The organism is Fibrobacter sp. HC4 (genome assembly GCF_023373925.1).
In the GTDB taxonomy this organism is placed as follows: Bacteria; Fibrobacterota; Fibrobacteria; order Fibrobacterales; family Fibrobacteraceae; genus Fibrobacter.
Genome location: NZ_JALCZV010000007.1, coordinates 1 through 17,040, shown reverse-complemented (window position 1 = coordinate 17,040; position 17,040 = coordinate 1). Strand labels below are relative to the sequence as shown.

Annotated in this window: 13 protein-coding genes and 2 pseudogenes; 6 read left to right on the top strand and 9 right to left on the bottom strand. The window is 47.7% G+C overall.

Features of this window, described 5'->3' with window-relative positions:
* Positions 1-748 precede the first annotated feature (748 nt).
* The 3 genes from MMG03_RS06115 (at position 749) to MMG03_RS06105 (ending at position 5,930) form a co-directional block, all read left to right on the top strand.
* Complete coding sequence (locus MMG03_RS06115; RefSeq protein WP_249505884.1) at positions 749-2,770, top strand: glycoside hydrolase family 43 protein; 2,022 nt, start codon at positions 749-751, stop codon at positions 2,768-2,770.
* A 175-nt stretch (positions 2,771-2,945) separates the two neighbouring features.
* The gene (locus MMG03_RS06110; protein ID WP_073238781.1) at positions 2,946-3,185 is read left to right on the top strand and encodes an AAA family ATPase; all 240 of its coding nucleotides are present in this window, start codon (positions 2,946-2,948) and stop codon (positions 3,183-3,185) included.
* A 735-nt stretch (positions 3,186-3,920) separates the two neighbouring features.
* Positions 3,921-5,930, top strand: coding sequence for a glycoside hydrolase family 5 protein (locus MMG03_RS06105; RefSeq protein WP_249505883.1), 2,010 nt, complete (start codon positions 3,921-3,923; stop codon positions 5,928-5,930).
* A 370-nt stretch (positions 5,931-6,300) separates the two neighbouring features.
* Here MMG03_RS06105 and MMG03_RS06100 read toward each other — a convergent pair whose 3' ends face one another.
* Positions 6,301-6,822, bottom strand: coding sequence for a hypothetical protein (locus tag MMG03_RS06100; RefSeq protein ID WP_249505882.1), 522 nt, complete (start codon positions 6,820-6,822; stop codon positions 6,301-6,303).
* A gap of 242 nt (positions 6,823-7,064) precedes the next feature.
* Here MMG03_RS06100 and MMG03_RS06095 point away from each other — a divergent pair.
* Positions 7,065-7,385 (top strand): annotated as a pseudogene (locus tag MMG03_RS06095) (virulence RhuM family protein); the annotation flags it as partial.
* Positions 7,378-7,646 (top strand): annotated as a pseudogene (locus MMG03_RS16060) (ATP-binding protein); the annotation flags it as partial. The pseudogenes MMG03_RS06095 and MMG03_RS16060, both read left to right, overlap by 8 nt.
* Before the next feature lie 157 nt (positions 7,647-7,803).
* On the opposite strand, the gene MMG03_RS06085 reads toward MMG03_RS16060, so the two are convergent.
* Positions 7,804-8,973 (bottom strand): tRNA-dihydrouridine synthase, encoded by a 1,170-nt coding sequence (locus MMG03_RS06085; RefSeq protein WP_249505880.1) that lies wholly within the window; start codon positions 8,971-8,973, stop codon positions 7,804-7,806.
* Positions 8,974-9,078: 105 nt separating this feature from the next.
* Here MMG03_RS06085 and MMG03_RS06080 point away from each other — a divergent pair, with 105 nt between their 5' ends.
* Positions 9,079-9,453: an HU family DNA-binding protein gene (locus MMG03_RS06080; protein WP_073160238.1), complete on the top strand. Its 375-nt coding sequence runs from the start codon at positions 9,079-9,081 to the stop codon at positions 9,451-9,453.
* A 101-nt stretch (positions 9,454-9,554) separates the two neighbouring features.
* Here MMG03_RS06080 and MMG03_RS06075 read toward each other — a convergent pair whose 3' ends face one another.
* The 7 genes from MMG03_RS06075 to MMG03_RS06045 form a co-directional block, all read right to left on the bottom strand.
* Positions 9,555-10,286 carry a pseudouridine synthase gene (locus MMG03_RS06075; RefSeq protein WP_083539831.1) on the bottom strand — a complete coding sequence of 244 codons (732 nt, stop codon included), beginning with the start codon at positions 10,284-10,286 and terminating at the stop codon, positions 9,555-9,557.
* Positions 10,286-11,350, bottom strand: a complete 1,065-nt coding sequence (locus MMG03_RS06070; RefSeq protein ID WP_249505879.1) for a hypothetical protein — start codon at positions 11,348-11,350, stop codon at positions 10,286-10,288. Before MMG03_RS06070 ends, MMG03_RS06075 begins: the two co-directional genes overlap by 1 nt.
* A 5-nt stretch (positions 11,351-11,355) precedes the next feature.
* Positions 11,356-11,937, bottom strand: a complete 582-nt coding sequence (locus MMG03_RS06065; protein ID WP_249505878.1) for a phospholipid-binding protein MlaC — start codon at positions 11,935-11,937, stop codon at positions 11,356-11,358.
* A gap of 8 nt (positions 11,938-11,945) precedes the next feature.
* Positions 11,946-13,265 (bottom strand): TolC family protein, encoded by a 1,320-nt coding sequence (locus tag MMG03_RS06060; protein ID WP_249269474.1) that lies wholly within the window; start codon positions 13,263-13,265, stop codon positions 11,946-11,948.
* A 156-nt stretch (positions 13,266-13,421) separates the two neighbouring features.
* Complete coding sequence (locus tag MMG03_RS06055; protein ID WP_249505877.1) at positions 13,422-14,030, bottom strand: transglycosylase SLT domain-containing protein; 609 nt, start codon at positions 14,028-14,030, stop codon at positions 13,422-13,424.
* 85 nt (positions 14,031-14,115) lie between these two features.
* Entirely contained in the window at positions 14,116-14,805 is a 690-nt protein-coding gene (locus MMG03_RS06050) for a hypothetical protein (RefSeq protein WP_073160230.1), read from the bottom strand.
* 2 nt (positions 14,806-14,807) lie between these two features.
* Entirely contained in the window at positions 14,808-16,664 is a 1,857-nt protein-coding gene (locus MMG03_RS06045) for an alpha-amylase/4-alpha-glucanotransferase domain-containing protein (protein ID WP_158236700.1), read from the bottom strand.
* Between the last annotated feature and the right edge of the window lie 376 nt (positions 16,665-17,040).

Here is a 17,040-nt window from a genome sequence, read left to right as displayed (position 1 = left end):
GAGTTTATGCTAGCTCTACACAAATGAGTGCTTTAGCTTGACAGAGTTAATAAAATCGATTGCATTTTGTTCACTAGAACATTTGTGCATTAAATTTGTATTTTTATATCCAGCTTGTAACACAAAGGAATAAATATGGAAGAGAAAAACGAAATCATCGTGTATCAGCCCGAGTCGGGAAAAAACTGACCGCATTCTCCGTGCTGAATTTTGTTTCAAAGCAGCAACTGCTGGAAATGGTGTCGCAGGCGTCCGGGAAAAAGAACAACTAAAGTTTTAAAGGGGTCGAATTCGACCCCTATTAATGGAAACTATAAAGATATTGCATTCATAAATATGTCGAATTCGCCATATTTTAAAGTGGTCGAATTTGACAACTTTATGAAGATTTATCGCAATGTTACTGATTTCCGTTATATTAACAAATTCTTGACGCGTTCTCAAACCACGTTAAACCCATTGAATTCGAGGGGTTTAAATGGGTCTTAATCAATTGTAACACAAGATAGGAGGCAATCATTTCTTTGAAGTTAAGAATCACAGAACCTCTTTCATCAAGGGCTTTTTTGATCATCTTGCTTTTAGGGAACATTTCCGCATATATTGTGTAAGATTCCGTTTTTTACGTTGTTGCAAAGCGTTTAGAAATTCTCAACGAAACATTTGAGGTTCCACCCTCCATATTTTCACAACCTATGGATTTAGCGTATTTTCATAAGAGGTAATTACCAAAACATTGGGTGCGAATATGAATAAGAAAATCTTTCTTGCGGCAACACTTGTGTCCGTTTCGTCCATGGTAATGTCATGCGGAGACGATGAATCCGTAAACAAGAACCTTGATGACGACCCCTCTCTGGAACTTCCCGAGGATACACTCAACCCGGAACAGCCCAAGGATTCCCTCAATCCTATTCAGCCTAAGGACAGCGTCTCTCAAGAGCAGCCTAGCGACCCTCTCGACAAGGATGATGGCATAAAGAACGTGGCGAAGTACGATATCGCACTCACTATTGAAGATATCATCGTGGACTGGTTTGGCGGCGGCGGCGAAAAGGACACAACTAACAACAGCTTTACCTACAAGCAATACGCCAACAACTATTGGGATATTCACGACCTGGATACGGACGTTTTCACAAAGGTTGAGATAGCTTTTACCAAGGCCGTCGAATACGACAATATTGACGTAATCGCAACCTACAGCGACGAAACCAAGACAACGGAAAGAATCTCTAGCGGTGCAAAAAATTTTGCATTGACCTTTGAACCGGGCAAAACTCTCGTTAGCTTGGCACTGGTCGTAAGCCCCAACACACCTAGTGATGCAGCGACCATTAATTTCGGTAAAATCATTATCCGCGCAAAGGACTCTGACGGCACAGTAAGCAAGATGCCAGTGAAGTCCCCAAAACTGGGCGTGGGCAATGGCAACCCTATTCTGGATTTCCAGTACTGCGCAGACCCGACCGCCATTGAATACAAGGGACGCCTCTATGTGTATGGAACCAATGACCATCAGCAGTACGAAGAAGGCGTCAGCAATACTTACGAGAAGATCAAGACTTTGGTAATGATGTCCACCGACGATATGGTCAACTGGACTTACCACGGATTGATTCCTGTCGGCGAGGTGGCTCCCTGGATTATGGCGTCATGGGCACCAAGCATCATCAGCAAGGAACAGGCCGATGGCAGCACCCTCTTCTCCCTCTATTTCTCCAATAGCGGTTTTGGCACCGGTGTCATCCAGGCAAAGTCTCCGGTAGGCCCGTGGACATCTCCTTTGAGCAAGAGCCTTATCGATGGCGACCATCCTGTTGTAAAGGGCAGCGGTTCCATATTTGACCCGGGTGCTGTAATTGACGACAATGGCGATGGATGGCTTTCGTTTGGTAATGGTCAAGGCTGGATCGCAAAGCTCAAACCAGATCTGCACTCTCTCGATGGGGATCCGGTCAAGCTTCCGTCCCCGTTCCATTTCGAGGCTAATGAGCTCAATTATATTAACGGCAAGTACGTGTACACCTTCAACAACGACTGGGATGACCATACGCCCTGGGATTGGGGTGGCGAGGCGCCAACTGCCTGCAGCATGAATTACTTTACCAGCACCGAGCCGCTGAATCCCGATTCCTGGACCTACGGCGGAAACTACTTCAAGAACATGGGTGAAAATGGCATGACCTACGGCAACAACCACACCCATCTCCATAAGTATCAGGACAAGTGGTATCTGTTCTATCAGGCAGCAATTCTTGAGGCTTCCATCGGTTCCCATGGCGGTTTCCGCAGCATCTTGGTTGACGAAATCGAGGTGGACGAAGCAAAGGTTGTCATCAAGGAAGCTAAGCCGACTTACAAGGGCGTAAAGGCTATCAAGAATCTTGACCCCTATATTATGCAGCTGGCATCAACAGCTGCGGCTACCTTGGGCATTCGCTACGTGCAGACAGAGGAACCGGGCCACATGGTGGCTACAATCGGTACTCCCAGCAAGGACGGTCCCGCACCTACAGAAGGCATCATCGAAGTTCGTAATGTAAATTTCAGCAGTGCAAAAACTCTGAAGGCTTTGGTGAAGGGCAAGGGTTCTGTAACTCTCCGTCTTGATAAACGGGATGGTGCAAACGTTGCCACAGTCAACAGTTCTGCAAGCGACTGGCAGGAACTGGAAGCAAAGTGCAGTGGCATCACAAGCGGCGTTCACACCGTCTACTTGATAATCAAGGGTGATGTGCAGTTCGATACCTGGCAGTTCGCGAACTAGTTGCTCAAAATTTCCTACAGATTCTGGTAGAATCACAAACCACCCCTTAAGGGGTTATTACTGCCAGCGCCTAAATGACGCTGGCTTTCTCTTCGTTCAAGCCATCGCGGACTGATGTCAAAGCAAAGCAAAAAGTTGCAAAACATCATTAAAAAACATTGCAAAAAGTTGTAAAATGTTAAAAAGAAAGCTAACGAAGGTCCTAGAAAACTGGCTAAAGTCGGGTCATGAAAAGGCACTGCCGCTTACAGGCGCCCGCCAGGTCGGCAAAACTACGGCTGTCCGCGAATTCGCAGGCAAGTTCTACAAGCATTTCGTAGAAGTGAACTTCGTAAAGAATCCCATCGCAAAGCAGGCCTTCGACTGCCCTGAACAAATAAACGCAAACAACCCACGCCCCAAAAGCGTGCCGTAAAAACGGCAGCTGGTGCAAGATGCACCCAAAAGAGTCGTTTGCGTACAGGCAGATCTATAAAATATGCATGTAGCAAAACGATGCCACCCGACATAGCCGAGCAGCAAGCGTGAGCGTTCGTCTTGTCCTTTGGTAATGAAAGTGTCGAAGTTTCAAACGTGGACAAGAGCAAAACTCTTTATGTACACAGGGAATATAGATAATCCTGCATGTCAGTAGGTGTCACTCAAAATTTTTCAGCACCCCTATTGCCCATTTTCATCAAATGGTTTGTCAGGCTAAAGTACACAAAAGAGCATAAATTGTCGAAATTACGCTGTTTTTGCACTGTTTGGCACAGTCGCATTACAATTATATAGTAAAAACGCAGCCATACAAAATGGCTTGACATAATCTGCAAAATGGCTGTGTCAAGCCGAAACGTACTTTTGGTCAGGGCTAGCATAAAAGGTTCATTTCGTAAACCCATTGGAAACTGCATTTCTGCTGTAAAATCGCCAAAATAGTACAGTTTATTAGCTTCGGCGCCAAAGCCTAAAATACTAAAAAATGGTCTAAACCAACAAAAAATTAGGTTAGACCAAGTATCTAAGATACAGTTTTTAGATAGGTAAATCTCAGTAAGTAAAAGGGTGTGATATTTTACTTAGTTATATTAGGTATACACTTTGAAAGAACATAGCCTTTCTTTTTTTAGAATAGTTTATGGAAAGGCAAAAAACAGAGGACCTTCCGATGAATTTCAAAAGAATTTTCAGCATTCCCTGCTGCATGGGTCTACTATTTAGTTCAGCCAATGCACTTCCCACAGCAAAAGAAGTCTTCGCGAAAATGGGAATGGGTTACAACATCGGAAACACGCTGGAAGTTCCCATGAACCCATCCGCCTGGGGAAACGATTTTCCCACCCAGGAGCTGATCGATTCCGTCAAGTCCGCAGGTTTTAACACGGTCCGCATTCCCTGCGCCTGGTACAGCCATTCCAACGCCATCGCCGTAGATTCCAACTGGACACTTTATACTCCTGACGGAGACGAAAACACCATTAATGCCGCCTGGCTGGATTCCGTAAAGACCGTGGTAGATTACGTAGTCAAGCGAGACATGTATGCCATCCTCAACATCCACTGGGATAACGGCTGGCTGGAAGACAACATCGGAACGTCTGTAGACGAAAAGATCAACGCCCGCCAGAAATCCTACTGGGAGCAGATTGCCGCCAAGTTCAAGGATTACGATGAACATCTGCTGTTCGCCAGCACCAACGAGCCCGGCGAAAGTGGCGACGGACTGAAGCAAGACAACGCCAACACACTGAAAGCCTATCACGAGACCATGATCAAGGCTGTCCGCAGTTCCGGCGGCAACAACGCTACACGCACCATCATCGTGCAGGCACCCGACACCGACGAAAACAAGGCCCACAATTACCTGAAGGGAAACTTTCCCGCAGACCCTGCCGGCACCGACTACATGATGGGAGAATTCCACTTCTATCCCTATACGTTCGCCTTGATGGAACAGGATGCTGACTGGGGCAACACCGTGCGTTACTGGGGCGAAAGCAACTACTCCACCACAGATGTCGCTCACAATGTTAAGAAAGGCGCCTACGCCAGCCCCGAATACGTGGATTCCGTCTTCGCCATGCTAGGAGAAGATTTCAAGGACATTCCCATGGTCATCGGTGAATTCGGCGTCATCAAGCGTCTTGAATTGAAAGGTGAAGACCTTCGACTGCATCTGAAGTCTCGCGTCGACTATTACGGCAGAATTGCGGAACTTTCCAAGAAGTACGGCTTCGTGCCCTGCATCTGGGATACCGGTGATGAAGGCAACGGCAACATGACCATTATCCGCAGAAACAAGAACCGCGGCATCCTGGATTACGAAAGTCTGAACGCCATGCGTGCCGCTTATGGTTTGCCCAAGTTCGAAGGCAACTCCATCGACGCCCTTGTAGAAAAGAGCTTGGATAATAGCGATCGTGAAATGAAGGTGATTTACAAAGCCCAGAGCGACACCGCAGAAACAGGAACTCTTAGCTACGGCTTTGCCGCCCAGGACTGGAGCCAATATACAGCCATGTCCTTTGACATCAAGTTCAAGGGATCCAGCAGCTCATGGTCTGGAGTAACCCTGTTCAACATGTCCGCAGATTGGAAATGGAAGCAGGTGAGCCTTGGTGACTTTGACGACTTTACAGGCGAATGGCAGAATATCAAGATTGCATTTGATGGTTCCTCGGAACCGGGCATGGATTTTGAAGACATTTCCAAGGTGGTAGTCATCGGCATCAATGTTCAAGGCGTAGATGTGGATGCCTCCCTGGAATTGGACAACATTATCCTGTGGAAAGAGGACGGTACCAAGGTAACGTTCTTGGACTTCAATGACAACAAGGAAATGAAGTGCGAAGGCATTGCCGTAGGCGGCCTTGCTCCCTCTACCATCAATGACGGCGAAACAAGAATTACAACGCCTGCAAACACAGACTTTACTAGAGTGGGCCTGCGTTCCATTGATATCCAGCAGGGACTCATAAACGCAATCTTTATAGGAAACGAACCAGGTTCGGCCAAGGCGTTTCTTATAAACGGACTAGGTCAGATGATTGCTACTCAAAACATCAACGCAAAGGCTGGCAGCAACAGCATTCAGCTGAAGGCAGAAACCCGCGGTCCTGCAATCCTCATGATCAAGCAGGGCAGCCAGGTTTACAGTCAGAAGGTAATCCTGAAGTAATTATTATACACCCCGGGTGTTTGGGAAAAAAGGTCCGGTCACTTGACCGGACTTTTTTTCATTATCATTTCTACAAATCAAAAATTTTGTTGCGAAAAAAACATCGGAATACATTGCGCTTTGAAAAATTTCAAAAGTTTTTTCTTTTGGCTGTGTCAAGCCGAAACGTATGGTCGGGACTTGCTAGCAAACTTTCTGGATTTTGTAAGCCCCCTTCAAAACAGCATTTTTACTGTAGAAGCGCAATTTTTTGGCTGAAACCGGCTTTGGCGCCGCAGCTTTCTAATAGCAACTAAACAATCTTTTCTCAGCAATACAACTTGGCTTAACAGAGCCTGGCCAGGAACCGCATTCATAAAAAATGTCCTGACTAAAAGCCCAGAGCAAACAACGCTCCGTAGCGTTGTTTCACAGGATCCGCCAAGGGCAACACCTGTATGGACAGCAACTGTTCTTCAGCTCCGTTTTTCTCAAGTTGTTTACGCTTTATATAATCCTCACGTTTTTTGTAGTACTGGTTATATTTGTTATGACGATGAATTTTCGCCAAGGAGAAAACGCCGTAAGCCGTCCACGACGGAAGAAAGAGAAAAAGCGGCGTCGCTAGCCCCCATTCCAGTGCGGACCATTCGCAATCATTATCCTCGTTCACATTGCAACCCATCGACCATGCCCCCAACATCATGGCCGAAATCGGAGCAACGGCACTCAAGCCAACGCTCGTCCAAAAAAGAACGTCCGAAACGGATTCATCTGTGCGAAATTTCTGATGATTGTACTCATACACCTTTTCGTAGTATGCAGCGGAATCTACTTCTGCAATTGGCGTCGTTTCACTTTGAGCGAAACAGGTCGCAGCCAAGAGGCATAAGGTAAGTACAATCAGTCTCATCGGGTGGAAAGATAATTTTTTCCGACGAGGTGGATTTGTCATGCAAAAACAAGGGCTTGTAAAAACCACTTTTTTTTACTGGACACTGTATACCCACAATGTTTAAATCCTACCCAAATGTTGTCCCAAGTTTACATTTAGGCAATTTTGGGAGAATTTGCGCTTGAAATGACCCAGCTTGACTGCGGTTTGACTGCGGATGGTCATAAACACGGAAAGTATACAGTGTCACGGAGAATTGAATGAATACCACTGATAAGAAAGGCGAAATAGTAATCTATGTTTCCGATGACGGGTCATCGCATCTTGAGGTGAAGCTTGAAAACGAAACTTTGTGGCTTACGCAAAAAGCCATGGCAGAGCTATTTGAAGTTGGTGTCCCTGCAATTAGCAAACACCTAAAGAACATCTTTGAGGAAAGTGAACTGGAAGAATACAACCTAGACGCAATCATTTCCGTAGGCTATCGAATAAATTCCTCGAGGGCAACGCAGTTCCGCAAATGGGCTAGCCAAATTCTCAAGGAGTACATCGTCAAGGGATTTGCGCTAGATGACAAACGTCGGCGATATTCTTGAACGGAACGATATTCGTTCAAAGGATGAACTTTCGGAACTTCTGGACGTTCTAACTTCAAATATTGGCAGTCTGACCACCCCCCAAAAGTTGTCCGACACATTCAAGAACGTCAAGCAAGCTACATCGGAACCCCCATGAAGTTTTACTTTACCGATGCGGGACTCCGAAATGCACGATTGAACTTTAGGCAAATTGAAGAACCCCACTTGATGGAAAACGTAGTTTATAACGAACTTAAAATCCGCGATGCACTTGCTGGGCCCTATAAAGAAACACCAGAATCAAGACGGTATCGTATTCTTGAACGTTTTCGACTTTTTGCTGGACGAGAATAGCCTCGTTGTGTAAGAAAGACAAACTGGTCAAAAATTTTGACCAGTTCTCAAGGGAGCCACCGACCACCTATCGATTCTCGTAGCGATTCCCGAAAACCAGGGTGTTATCCTTGGCGCCGTTCAGATTCACTAGGCGGTTGGGTTCGTAGCGCAGGCTCTTGGCGATGCCACTTTTCAGCTTTTCCTTGCGTTCGAAAAATTCCTCGGGAGTCTGGGCGGTGAGCAACGTCTGACGGACTTCCATGGCGGCCGACGTACCAGTCTGCGGTTCGTCCGCGCAACCTTCGGAGCCATCCACAAATCCCTTGCAAAGTCGTGCGGCCAGTTGCTTTAAACGGCCCATGGCGCCCATTTCCGTGCGGCCTTCTTCTTCCAGGAACTTGTAGTAGATGGAGAACACATCCAGCGCCTCTTCAGCGGTAATAATATGGGCAGGCTTACCTTCCCAGGCGTCGGCGATCTGCCCGAAAATCCAGGGGTTGTGCATGGCGCCCCTGCCAATGCTTACGCCGGACACGCCATAGGTATTGATGCGTTCCAGGGCACATTCCACACTATTCACATCGCCATTGCCAACCACGGGAATCTTTGCGGCGGCGGCCACCTTCCCGATCCAGTCCCAGTTGGCCAGACCGTTGTAGCCCTGCAGGCGAGTACGGCCGTGAACCACCAGAAGTTCCACCCCCTCCCCTTCCGCGATTTTCAAAGTTTCCATGACGTTGATGGAATCGTCATCCCAACCAATGCGGCACTTCAAGGTTAGAGGTACATTCACCTGACATGTATCCAGGGCCTTACGGGTATCGTGCAAAATTTCCTGCAGACGGGGCAAATCCCTAAGCAAACCGGATCCGCTACCCTTTCCCGCCACCTTGGGGGCCGGGCAGCCCGCATTCACCTCTATATAGTCAGGATGGAGCCCATCTGCGATTTTTTTGGCCGCAGCGGCCATCTTATCGGGATAACAGCCAAAAATCTGGATACCGAAAGGCTTTTCCTCGGGGTAAAATTTCAACTGTTTGTGACCAGTCAGGCTAAAAATCTCGTCGGCATTGGTGGGTACGAACTCAGATACCAACAATCCCATGCGATTTCCCGACAAAACACGGCATAAACGCCTAAAAGGGGCATCTGTCACCCCGTCCATGGGGCTCAAAATGGTATTGGGAAACACCTCTAATTCACGGAGTTTAAAGGACTTAACAGCAGGTTTTAAATTTTCAACATCTTTCAACATTCTAATCACAATTATCCACAAAAAGTTCGCAGTATCAGCCCAGAAAAAATATTTAATTTCATCAGGACACCTAGCCTAACTCATTGATAAACCTATATTTACGTCGTGCCTAATATTACTAAACAAACTCTGATTCAAGAAATCGCCAAGTCCACTGGATTTGTGCGCAACGATATTAAGACCGTCATCGAACAGTTCCTCGACCTGGTGGGCGAAAAGCTGATCGAAGGCAACACCATCGAAATCCGCGGTTTCGGTACTTTCAGCTGCAAGCCTCGCAAGTCTCGTCCGGCTCGCAATCCCCGCACCGGCGAAACCGTCATGATCGAGGAACGCATGGTTCCCTCCTTCAAGTTCAGCAATGACATCAAGGATAAGATCAATTCCCTGGAAGCCATTGTGGAAGGCGTGAACGCAAAGCTGGAATCCGAAGACAAGGACGTGATGATCGCCGTCAAGTCCACCGAAGACGAAGCCTAATCAAGCGAACCAAATTTCTAACGAACCAAATTTAGTTTTTAGAGAGAGAAATGAAAGCCCCGGTTTTATAACCGAGGCTTTTATTTTTAAGCAAACATTTTTTACTTCGTCAAAGAAGTAACTTCTTCTTCAGTCATAAATCGCCAGCCGCCGCTGCCCAAGGAACCGTCCATGGTGACAGGGCCGATGGCCTCGCGGGAAAGGGTCATCACATGGTTGCCCACGGCGGCAAACATGCGGCGCACCTGATGGTACAGGCCTTCACCGATGGAAATGACAACCGTATCCTTTTCTTCGCCGTCAATCACAATACGTTCTTCGGAAAGTTCACGGGCAAGAACCGGGCGACGTTCATCCTTCAGCATCACGCCCTTCAGAAGTTCTGCCTTCTGTTCGGCGGTAAATTCACGGGCCAAAGTCACGCGATATTTTTTCAGGTAGCCTTTCTTGGGGCTTTCCACCTTATGAATGAAATCACCCTGGTTAGAGAGTAAAATCAAACCAGAGGAATCCGCGTCCAGGCGGCCCACAGACTGCAGGCCCATGGCGGTAAAGCGATCCGGAAGCAAGCTGTAGATAGACTGATGGTCGCGGGCATTGTGGCTGCATTCCACATCAAGAGGCTTGTCCATCATGATGTACAATTTTTCAACCGTGGGAATTTCTTCTCCATTCACAACGATCGTCTCGGGGCGGGTCTTGAATTCCACGAAGGGATCGTCCACCACTTCGCCATCCATTTCCACCATACCGGCGCGGATAAGAGCGCGGGCTTCCTTGCGGGAGCCGAAACCAATTGACGCCACCAGGCGTTCCAAAGTCAAAGCAGGCATTATTCCTCCGCCATCATCTTAACAATTTTATTTCTAATCCAGCCCAGTTCAGGCAATTCATTTGTCTTCAACACGTAAGCTCGGCGACGCCAGAACTTATAGGCAATGATGCCACCATAAAACAGCGTTGCGATTAAAAGTCCTATAACGCGGCACAGATTGATGCTGGCCCGAACCTGACCGGCAGAGCGCAGTTCATGATCGTGAGTCCAGTCCATTCTGAAATCCCAGTCGCCAATGTACGGGTAACCCTTCAGAAATCCGTTCAGGGCTGCACCATAACCCATGTGCATCACCTCGCCGCGGAAACCTTCCACAAAACAATCCACAAAACGGATGCGGAACAGGCGCAGCAAGCAGAAGAACCATTTCTTCAAAGCCCAGAATGCAGTTTCGTCAAACTCCGGCGTCAAAAGAATCGTCCAGAATTCCGTATCTGTCAAAGAACGCTTTTCAGGTTTTTCTGTTTTTTCGGTTTTCTCAGATACGTCCACCTTTCCAGAAGATTCCGGTTCTTCGGACGTTTTGACTTTTACCGATTCTTCGAATTTTTTAGAATTTTCAACCTTTTTAGGTTCTTCAGTTTTTACTTCTTCTACGAGAGGTTCAACCTTTTCAAATTCCGCAGCGACTTCAGCGGGAGCCTCAGTAGGTTCCGCAGCGATTTCCGTGACGTTTTCAGCAGATTCTGTAGCTTCGTCGACTACAGGAGTTTCCACAACTTTCGGGGCTTCCAATTTTTCCTTGGCAGGTTCCGGAGGGCGCGATTCAATTTTCGGTTCTTCCACCTTTTTCTTAGGCGGCACATAAGTGGGAACCACCGCCTCCTCGTTATCCGGGCGACTATCAAAATCCCCTACGGAATATTTTTCGTCAGCGGTCTCGTCTTCCGAAAACTTCTTTTCGTACTTATAGAACTGTTTCTTGAATATGGAAAACCGGGCCTCAAATCCTTTCAGCCCAGCCTCGAAATCAATCTTAAAAATGAACGGGAAAAATAAGACAACCAACGCCAGTACACAAAGTACCGCGCCGATAACAGTCCATGGCGTAAGCCACTGCAACAGGCTTACTTCTCCGCCTCGTCGGCTTTCTTGGAGATGACTTCAATCAGTTCAGCAAAGCTCTTGGTCTTAAGAATCTGACCGAACTGTTCCTTATAGTTGCGAGCCGTAGAAAGGTCGTCAATGACCAGATCCCAGGCCTTCCAGTTACCGTTCACCTGGCTCATCTTGTATTCAAGAACAGATTCCTTGCCCTTGTTCCAGAGGTGAGCAACAACAGAAGCTTCTTCGCCGTTCTTCTTCAGCTTGGCCGGTTCATAAACGGTAGAGTCGGCGCGGTAAACTTCAAGGCGCTTGGCGCTGGAGTTCTTGACCATGCGCTGGAATTCTTCGACGAACTTTTTCTGGGAGGCTTCATCCTGAGCCTTCCAGTCGCTAGAAGACAGGGACTTCTTGGCCAGCAATTCGAAGTCAAAGGATTCGTTCAGCAAGGACTTAACGCGTTCAGTTTCCTTGACGCTACGATTAGACTTCTTGATCAAGGCCTGCAGTTCGGCATCCTTCTTCTGGATAGAAGCGACGGGATCTTCGGCTGCAAAAGCAAACAGGCTTGCACAGGCAATAGCAATTAACATTTTCTTGAACATGTTCTTCCTCACTTTTTTATTAAATTCGACTGGAAGTCCTTCAGCGACAATCCCATCTTGGAGATCAGCTGAGCAAATTCCACATTGTACTTGCAAACCGCAAAATAATAGTCCTTCTGCATAGACACATTCTGGGTGTATGCAGAAACCAGGTCGCCCGTTTTAGACTTATCCAAGTCATACTGCATGGCCGCACCCTTCAAGATAGCTTCCGAAGCGCGAAGACTTTCCTTCATGGCATCCATCTTTTCCTTGGCGGACTGCACGATATAATACTGTTCTTCAGCCTTGGCGATCAAACCATTGGCGGCATAGCCTTCCTTCAGTTGCAAGCCACGATAATCCGTCTTCGCAGCCCTGAATTTTTCCCAGTTCTTCCAGAAATTCAAGTTATAACGGAGACCAAAACCAACTGCACCAGTCAACTTGTTCACCGCGTCTTCAGAGAAGGCATCCTTCTGCATAATGCTACGGTTACCAGCCCAGCTCTTTACATATTCCACTTCGCCCATCACGAAAAATTCGGGAGCCAGTTTAGCTTCTGCCAGATCCATCTGAAGTCTACGAGCCCTAAGACCAGCGTTCAGCTGTTTCAATTCCGGATGGTTACGGAAGGTGATATCGCGAACCTCTTCCAGGGAAGGCAGACGTTCACTACGGGGAGTCAAGACAGAATCCTCCGAAGCAAAAGTGTCTTCGTCACGCATGTTCAACGCAAAACGAATTGCCAGCAACACGCGTTTCATACCCAGGTTGGCTTCAGAAACACCTTCCTTCACAGTATGCATTTTCGCCTTGAGATTCAACAAATCCATCTGGGAAACACTGGGGTCATCATCATCCAGCGCCTCTTCCATCTTCTCGTAGGCATTATCCACCTGCTTCTGGGCATCAGCGGCAATGCGAATCATTTCCTTGGCAAGCAGGTAGTTGTAATAGTAAGTCTGCAGTTCCACATCTTTCTTGTGGACCTGATGTTCAATTTCAAAATTTTTCTGTTCCAGGTCTGCTTCAAGGGCAGCCTTGCCTGCACGATACTGTCCCAGATTCAAAGGCTGCACAAATCGAGCCTGCACGCCCCAATAAGGCCCCATCTTGGAAAAATCATAGACCTCGGTCGTGTCGCCATTATCGATTTCATCACGAAGACCAGGAGCCGGACCGACCATCATACCCACATAGAAAGTGGGCAAAATAGCCTCGGCCTTCAACTGAGCAATCTTGTCTTGTTTTGACTGGGCACCAAACCTTGTTTCTGCCAGCTGGGGATCGGAATTCAAGCCCTCTTCTACAAAGCGAGACAAGTCATACCGGACCTCTCCAGCCATGACTCCAACCGCACAAAATAGCGTGGCTAAAATTTGGAATTTCTTCCCAAAACAAAACATGGACCAAATTTACAAAAAGGCGAAGATCACGGCAATCGCATTTATGCGATTTGCCATGATTGAGCCGTAATAAATGCGAACGGAGTTCGCAAATTCTTACAAGAATGAAAGTTGGGTCAAGTTTCTATACTTTGAAACAACATGTTCATAATAACGTGTGGGCAAGGGAGTTCCCTTTTCCAGCATTTTATCCACAGCGGAATGTCCAAGGTTGTAAGCAATCAGGGCATCCTTCCAGTTTCCATATTTTGCAATAAGGCGCATCAAATAGGCAGTACCGACAGTCACGTTGATTTCCGGTCTGAGCAGGTCTTCTTCCTTTTCAATAGGCAAGCCAAAACGTTCCCCCATTTTCTTGGCGGTCTCCAGCTTGATCTGCATTAAACCTAAGGCACCAGAAAACTTTCCCGACTGCATTCTACCGCGGGCATTGGGATTGCCGTGACTCTCCTGGGCCACCACCGCCAAAATCAGCAAGGGATCCGTGGCATAGGACCTGGAAATCTGCCAAATCTGTTCCGACAGGAGAGCACGTTGTTCTTCTGTTAGACGGTCCTTCGAGAGGTAAGCCAAAGCCTTGTCTATCTTTATAAAATCAATAGTCCATTTTCCCCAGGTAGACAGCCTATCTAGATCATTTCGTAATTCTATTTCCTGTGCAGCAATTTCAGATAACGCACGCTGCTGGGTAAACCACCTGGACACGAAAAGACCCAAAGCGCCAAACCATAGGATTAGCGCCAAGCCCAATAACCACGCAGGAAAACGAACACTGGTCTTCATAGGAAGCCTATTCCTCGCGGCGGGTATTTTCCAGATACTCCAGGTAACCGACCCAGTCCTGAATCAAGCCAAAGGAACTGAGCCTTGTGGTATCTTGCATCACCCCAAGCTTACGCAAAGGACCAATCGTTGATTCCAGTTTATCTATTTCGCGGATGTAGCGATCTTTCTGGTTCTGCAAGGCAATAATCTGGGCTTGCTTATCAGCCAAGTCTCGCCCCTGCGTCGATACGACAATGAACAAAGTAACAATCCAACCAAGAATCAAGGTCAAAAAGGCTATAGCCACACCAGGACTGAGCGTAATACCGGAACGCAAACCATAATAAAGGCCAATCTGCTGAAGCTGTTTCTTGGTTCCAGACTTCTTGTAGGCACGACGATTTTCATAAATCTCGAAAATGTTCTGATACCTGGAAAAATACTGGAATAGTTCGTTCTTGTCGAAAATAAGAATCAGGGAAGACTTGCGGGCCTTTACGCGATTCAACAAGTCAAGAAAGAAGTCAAGATACCGCTCACTGGTAAAATGACAATTCTGCAAATTCAGAAAGTAGAAGCAACCAGGCCCTTCAACAAGCATGGCCAACTTTTCCTTCACGGCAGAAAACTGGGAAAAACCCAGAGAGCCGGAAAGTGTGATTTCCACATCATCGCCGCTAGATTCCACCTGGATGTCAATCAAGTCAGACTTCACGGTTACCTCTTAGAAAATCGAACGGTCATGTTCAGGTTCTTTTCGGCATTGGATTCCAGCTCGACCTTCCAGAAGGGGAACAGTCGAATGCCCTGCAAGGCTTCCGGCGCCGCAGACGACGAAGCACCAAACATCGGAGACACCAGCAACGAAGCCGGAGTCTCGAACTCAAGTCTAATGCGACTGGTAGTCACCTTGTCAAGGATTTCAATAACCTTGGCTTCTGGGTAAACCAACGGAGAACTAAAATCAAAAGCAATGGCGCTGCCATTCACAAGAATTTGACGTCGGCCATTACATGCAAGAAGTCCTGTTTCAAGAAGGGAGCCAAAGAATCCCTTGGCCAAGGAGAAGGCCGCATTCGTAAGTTTAAAACGAAGATCAAAATCAGACCCTTCAGAAGAAAGTTCATAGAACTTCTCCACAAGAAGGACTCCCATCTGTTCGCTGAACGAGAAATGCTGTTCCCCCAAAAGGAGAATATCCGTACCCCCCTCATGACGCTTCACCTGATAATCGTAGGGTTCTCGCAAAGCACCCTCACGATATTCAAGAATCTGATCAAGCTTGGCCGCACTCAATTCCACATTGGGAATCATGAAGTCCATAAAACCCACGGCAGCTTCACCATCATCTCGCCAAGAACCTAGCAGACTGTTTTCTGAATTCTTTCCATTCAGAATTCTAAGAAAACCGCCACCGAAATAATCAAGCATAAACGAGTAGGAATGGTTCTCAGCCCAAATCTGCTTACGACCTTCCAACATAAAGTCAGCCACTTCCAGCCTGATTCCATCAAAGGAAACCAGCTCTGACAAGCGGTTTGCCGCCTGCATCAGGAACCTGGCCCCCCACCAGCGAACCAGGGGTGAACGCATACCTTCACAATCCTGCATATCTCGATAATAAATCGGAGACATCAGCGGCAACAACATTTCCAAAAAATCCTGCTTCGCCTTATCCTTCAGGTTTCCAACCGCACGCCTATACAAGGATAGCAGGCACTTGTGCAGCAGATTCACCTCGGGGCGACGGATCAGAAGCTCGCGGCAAGTCTTAGCTGCTGCAGGCAAACCAATCTTTCTACCCGCAGAAAGCAGGGAACTCAGACGACCTTCCGTACTCTGGTCGTTGACCAAACTAGAAACAGTCTTGGTCTGCAGATCATTAGTCTCTACAAAATCCAGCAGCCTTTCAAAGAACGGCACGATGTCGCCCGGCATAGGAGGAACATCCAGTAACACAACGGCAGTCTTGCCACCACGGCAATAAGGTTCCGCCAATTCCAGCCAGCGGTAATCGTCATTCTGAATCGCATTGGTGATAACCTCCGAAACAGGAACCACCCGCAAGAAGGACCCCTTGTCCTCTACCGAGTACCAGCCAGAAACCGGAGTCGTACGTCCAAGAGCATCCTGAAGGGCGGACTCCTGCACAAGGGCATATTCAAACCGATGCTTTTCCAGAAGTTCCGTCATGTCCATTTCCCAAACCATGGACGAGTTAAAGTATCCGGTCGGCTCAATGGAAAAATATTTCCAGAGCAACTCCGCCTGCTTCTGAAGCTGCATCGATTGCAATTCCGTAGGAAACAGGGGCAGCATCGCATCATGGAAACCGCCACCCAAAAATTCAAGACATCCCTCTTCAACAGCCCTGCGGAATTTACCGAACATCAAAGGCCTGGCAACACGTCCTGCAGCCTCAAGCGTAGGTCCATCCATAAAAATCGAAAAACGGAACTTGCCAGATTCAAGCACCTTGCTCATACCAGACAACAAGTTTTCCGCAACAGCATCAAGCTTTGCGTAAGCGGTCGACGGAGGCAGCTGCAATACTATAGACAGAGACGGTTTCATAAGATAAAGGATAGCAAAATCGTACGCCATAAGCTCGCACGAGCACCACAATCACCATTCCCAGGTGGAAGTCCCTTGGTAAAAAACAAGAGCCCCCTGGCGAGGGCTCAAAGAAATTTTTTTAAGTATTCTTTTGAGGGGATGAATCGTCGGGCAGGCCCCGCAAACCTGGGGACAGGCGGAAAGGCCGCCGGCAGGGTACGCCTTTCCCGGTAAGCCTCCCGCGACAGCTTATGGCCTGCGCCTGGCGATGGCAGGTGCGGTGGGCCGAAGCCGTCATGTACGGCGGGCGATGCCCACGTCGACGCCCCGGCGCGACGGCGATGGACATAAACAAGAAAGGGCCCCCCGAGGTTTTCCTCGGGGGGCCCGTGAA

Bases quoted from the DNA above. Each gene is read 5' to 3' on its own strand.
- MMG03_RS06115 (WP_249505884.1), top strand. From the start codon at position 749: ATGAATAAGAAAATCTTTCTTGCGGCAACACTTGTGTCCGTTTCGTCC.
- MMG03_RS06110 (WP_073238781.1), top strand. From the start codon at position 2,946: ATGTTAAAAAGAAAGCTAACGAAGGTCCTAGAAAACTGGCTAAAGTCG.
- MMG03_RS06105 (WP_249505883.1), top strand. From the start codon at position 3,921: ATGAATTTCAAAAGAATTTTCAGCATTCCCTGCTGCATGGGTCTACTA.
- MMG03_RS06100 (WP_249505882.1), bottom strand. From the start codon at position 6,822: ATGAGACTGATTGTACTTACCTTATGCCTCTTGGCTGCGACCTGTTTC.
- MMG03_RS06085 (WP_249505880.1), bottom strand. From the start codon at position 8,973: ATGTTGAAAGATGTTGAAAATTTAAAACCTGCTGTTAAGTCCTTTAAA.
- MMG03_RS06075 (WP_083539831.1), bottom strand. From the start codon at position 10,286: ATGCCTGCTTTGACTTTGGAACGCCTGGTGGCGTCAATTGGTTTCGGC.
- MMG03_RS06065 (WP_249505878.1), bottom strand. From the start codon at position 11,937: ATGTTCAAGAAAATGTTAATTGCTATTGCCTGTGCAAGCCTGTTTGCT.
- MMG03_RS06060 (WP_249269474.1), bottom strand. From the start codon at position 13,265: ATGGCTGGAGAGGTCCGGTATGACTTGTCTCGCTTTGTAGAAGAGGGC.
- MMG03_RS06045 (WP_158236700.1), bottom strand. From the start codon at position 16,664: ATGAAACCGTCTCTGTCTATAGTATTGCAGCTGCCTCCGTCGACCGCT.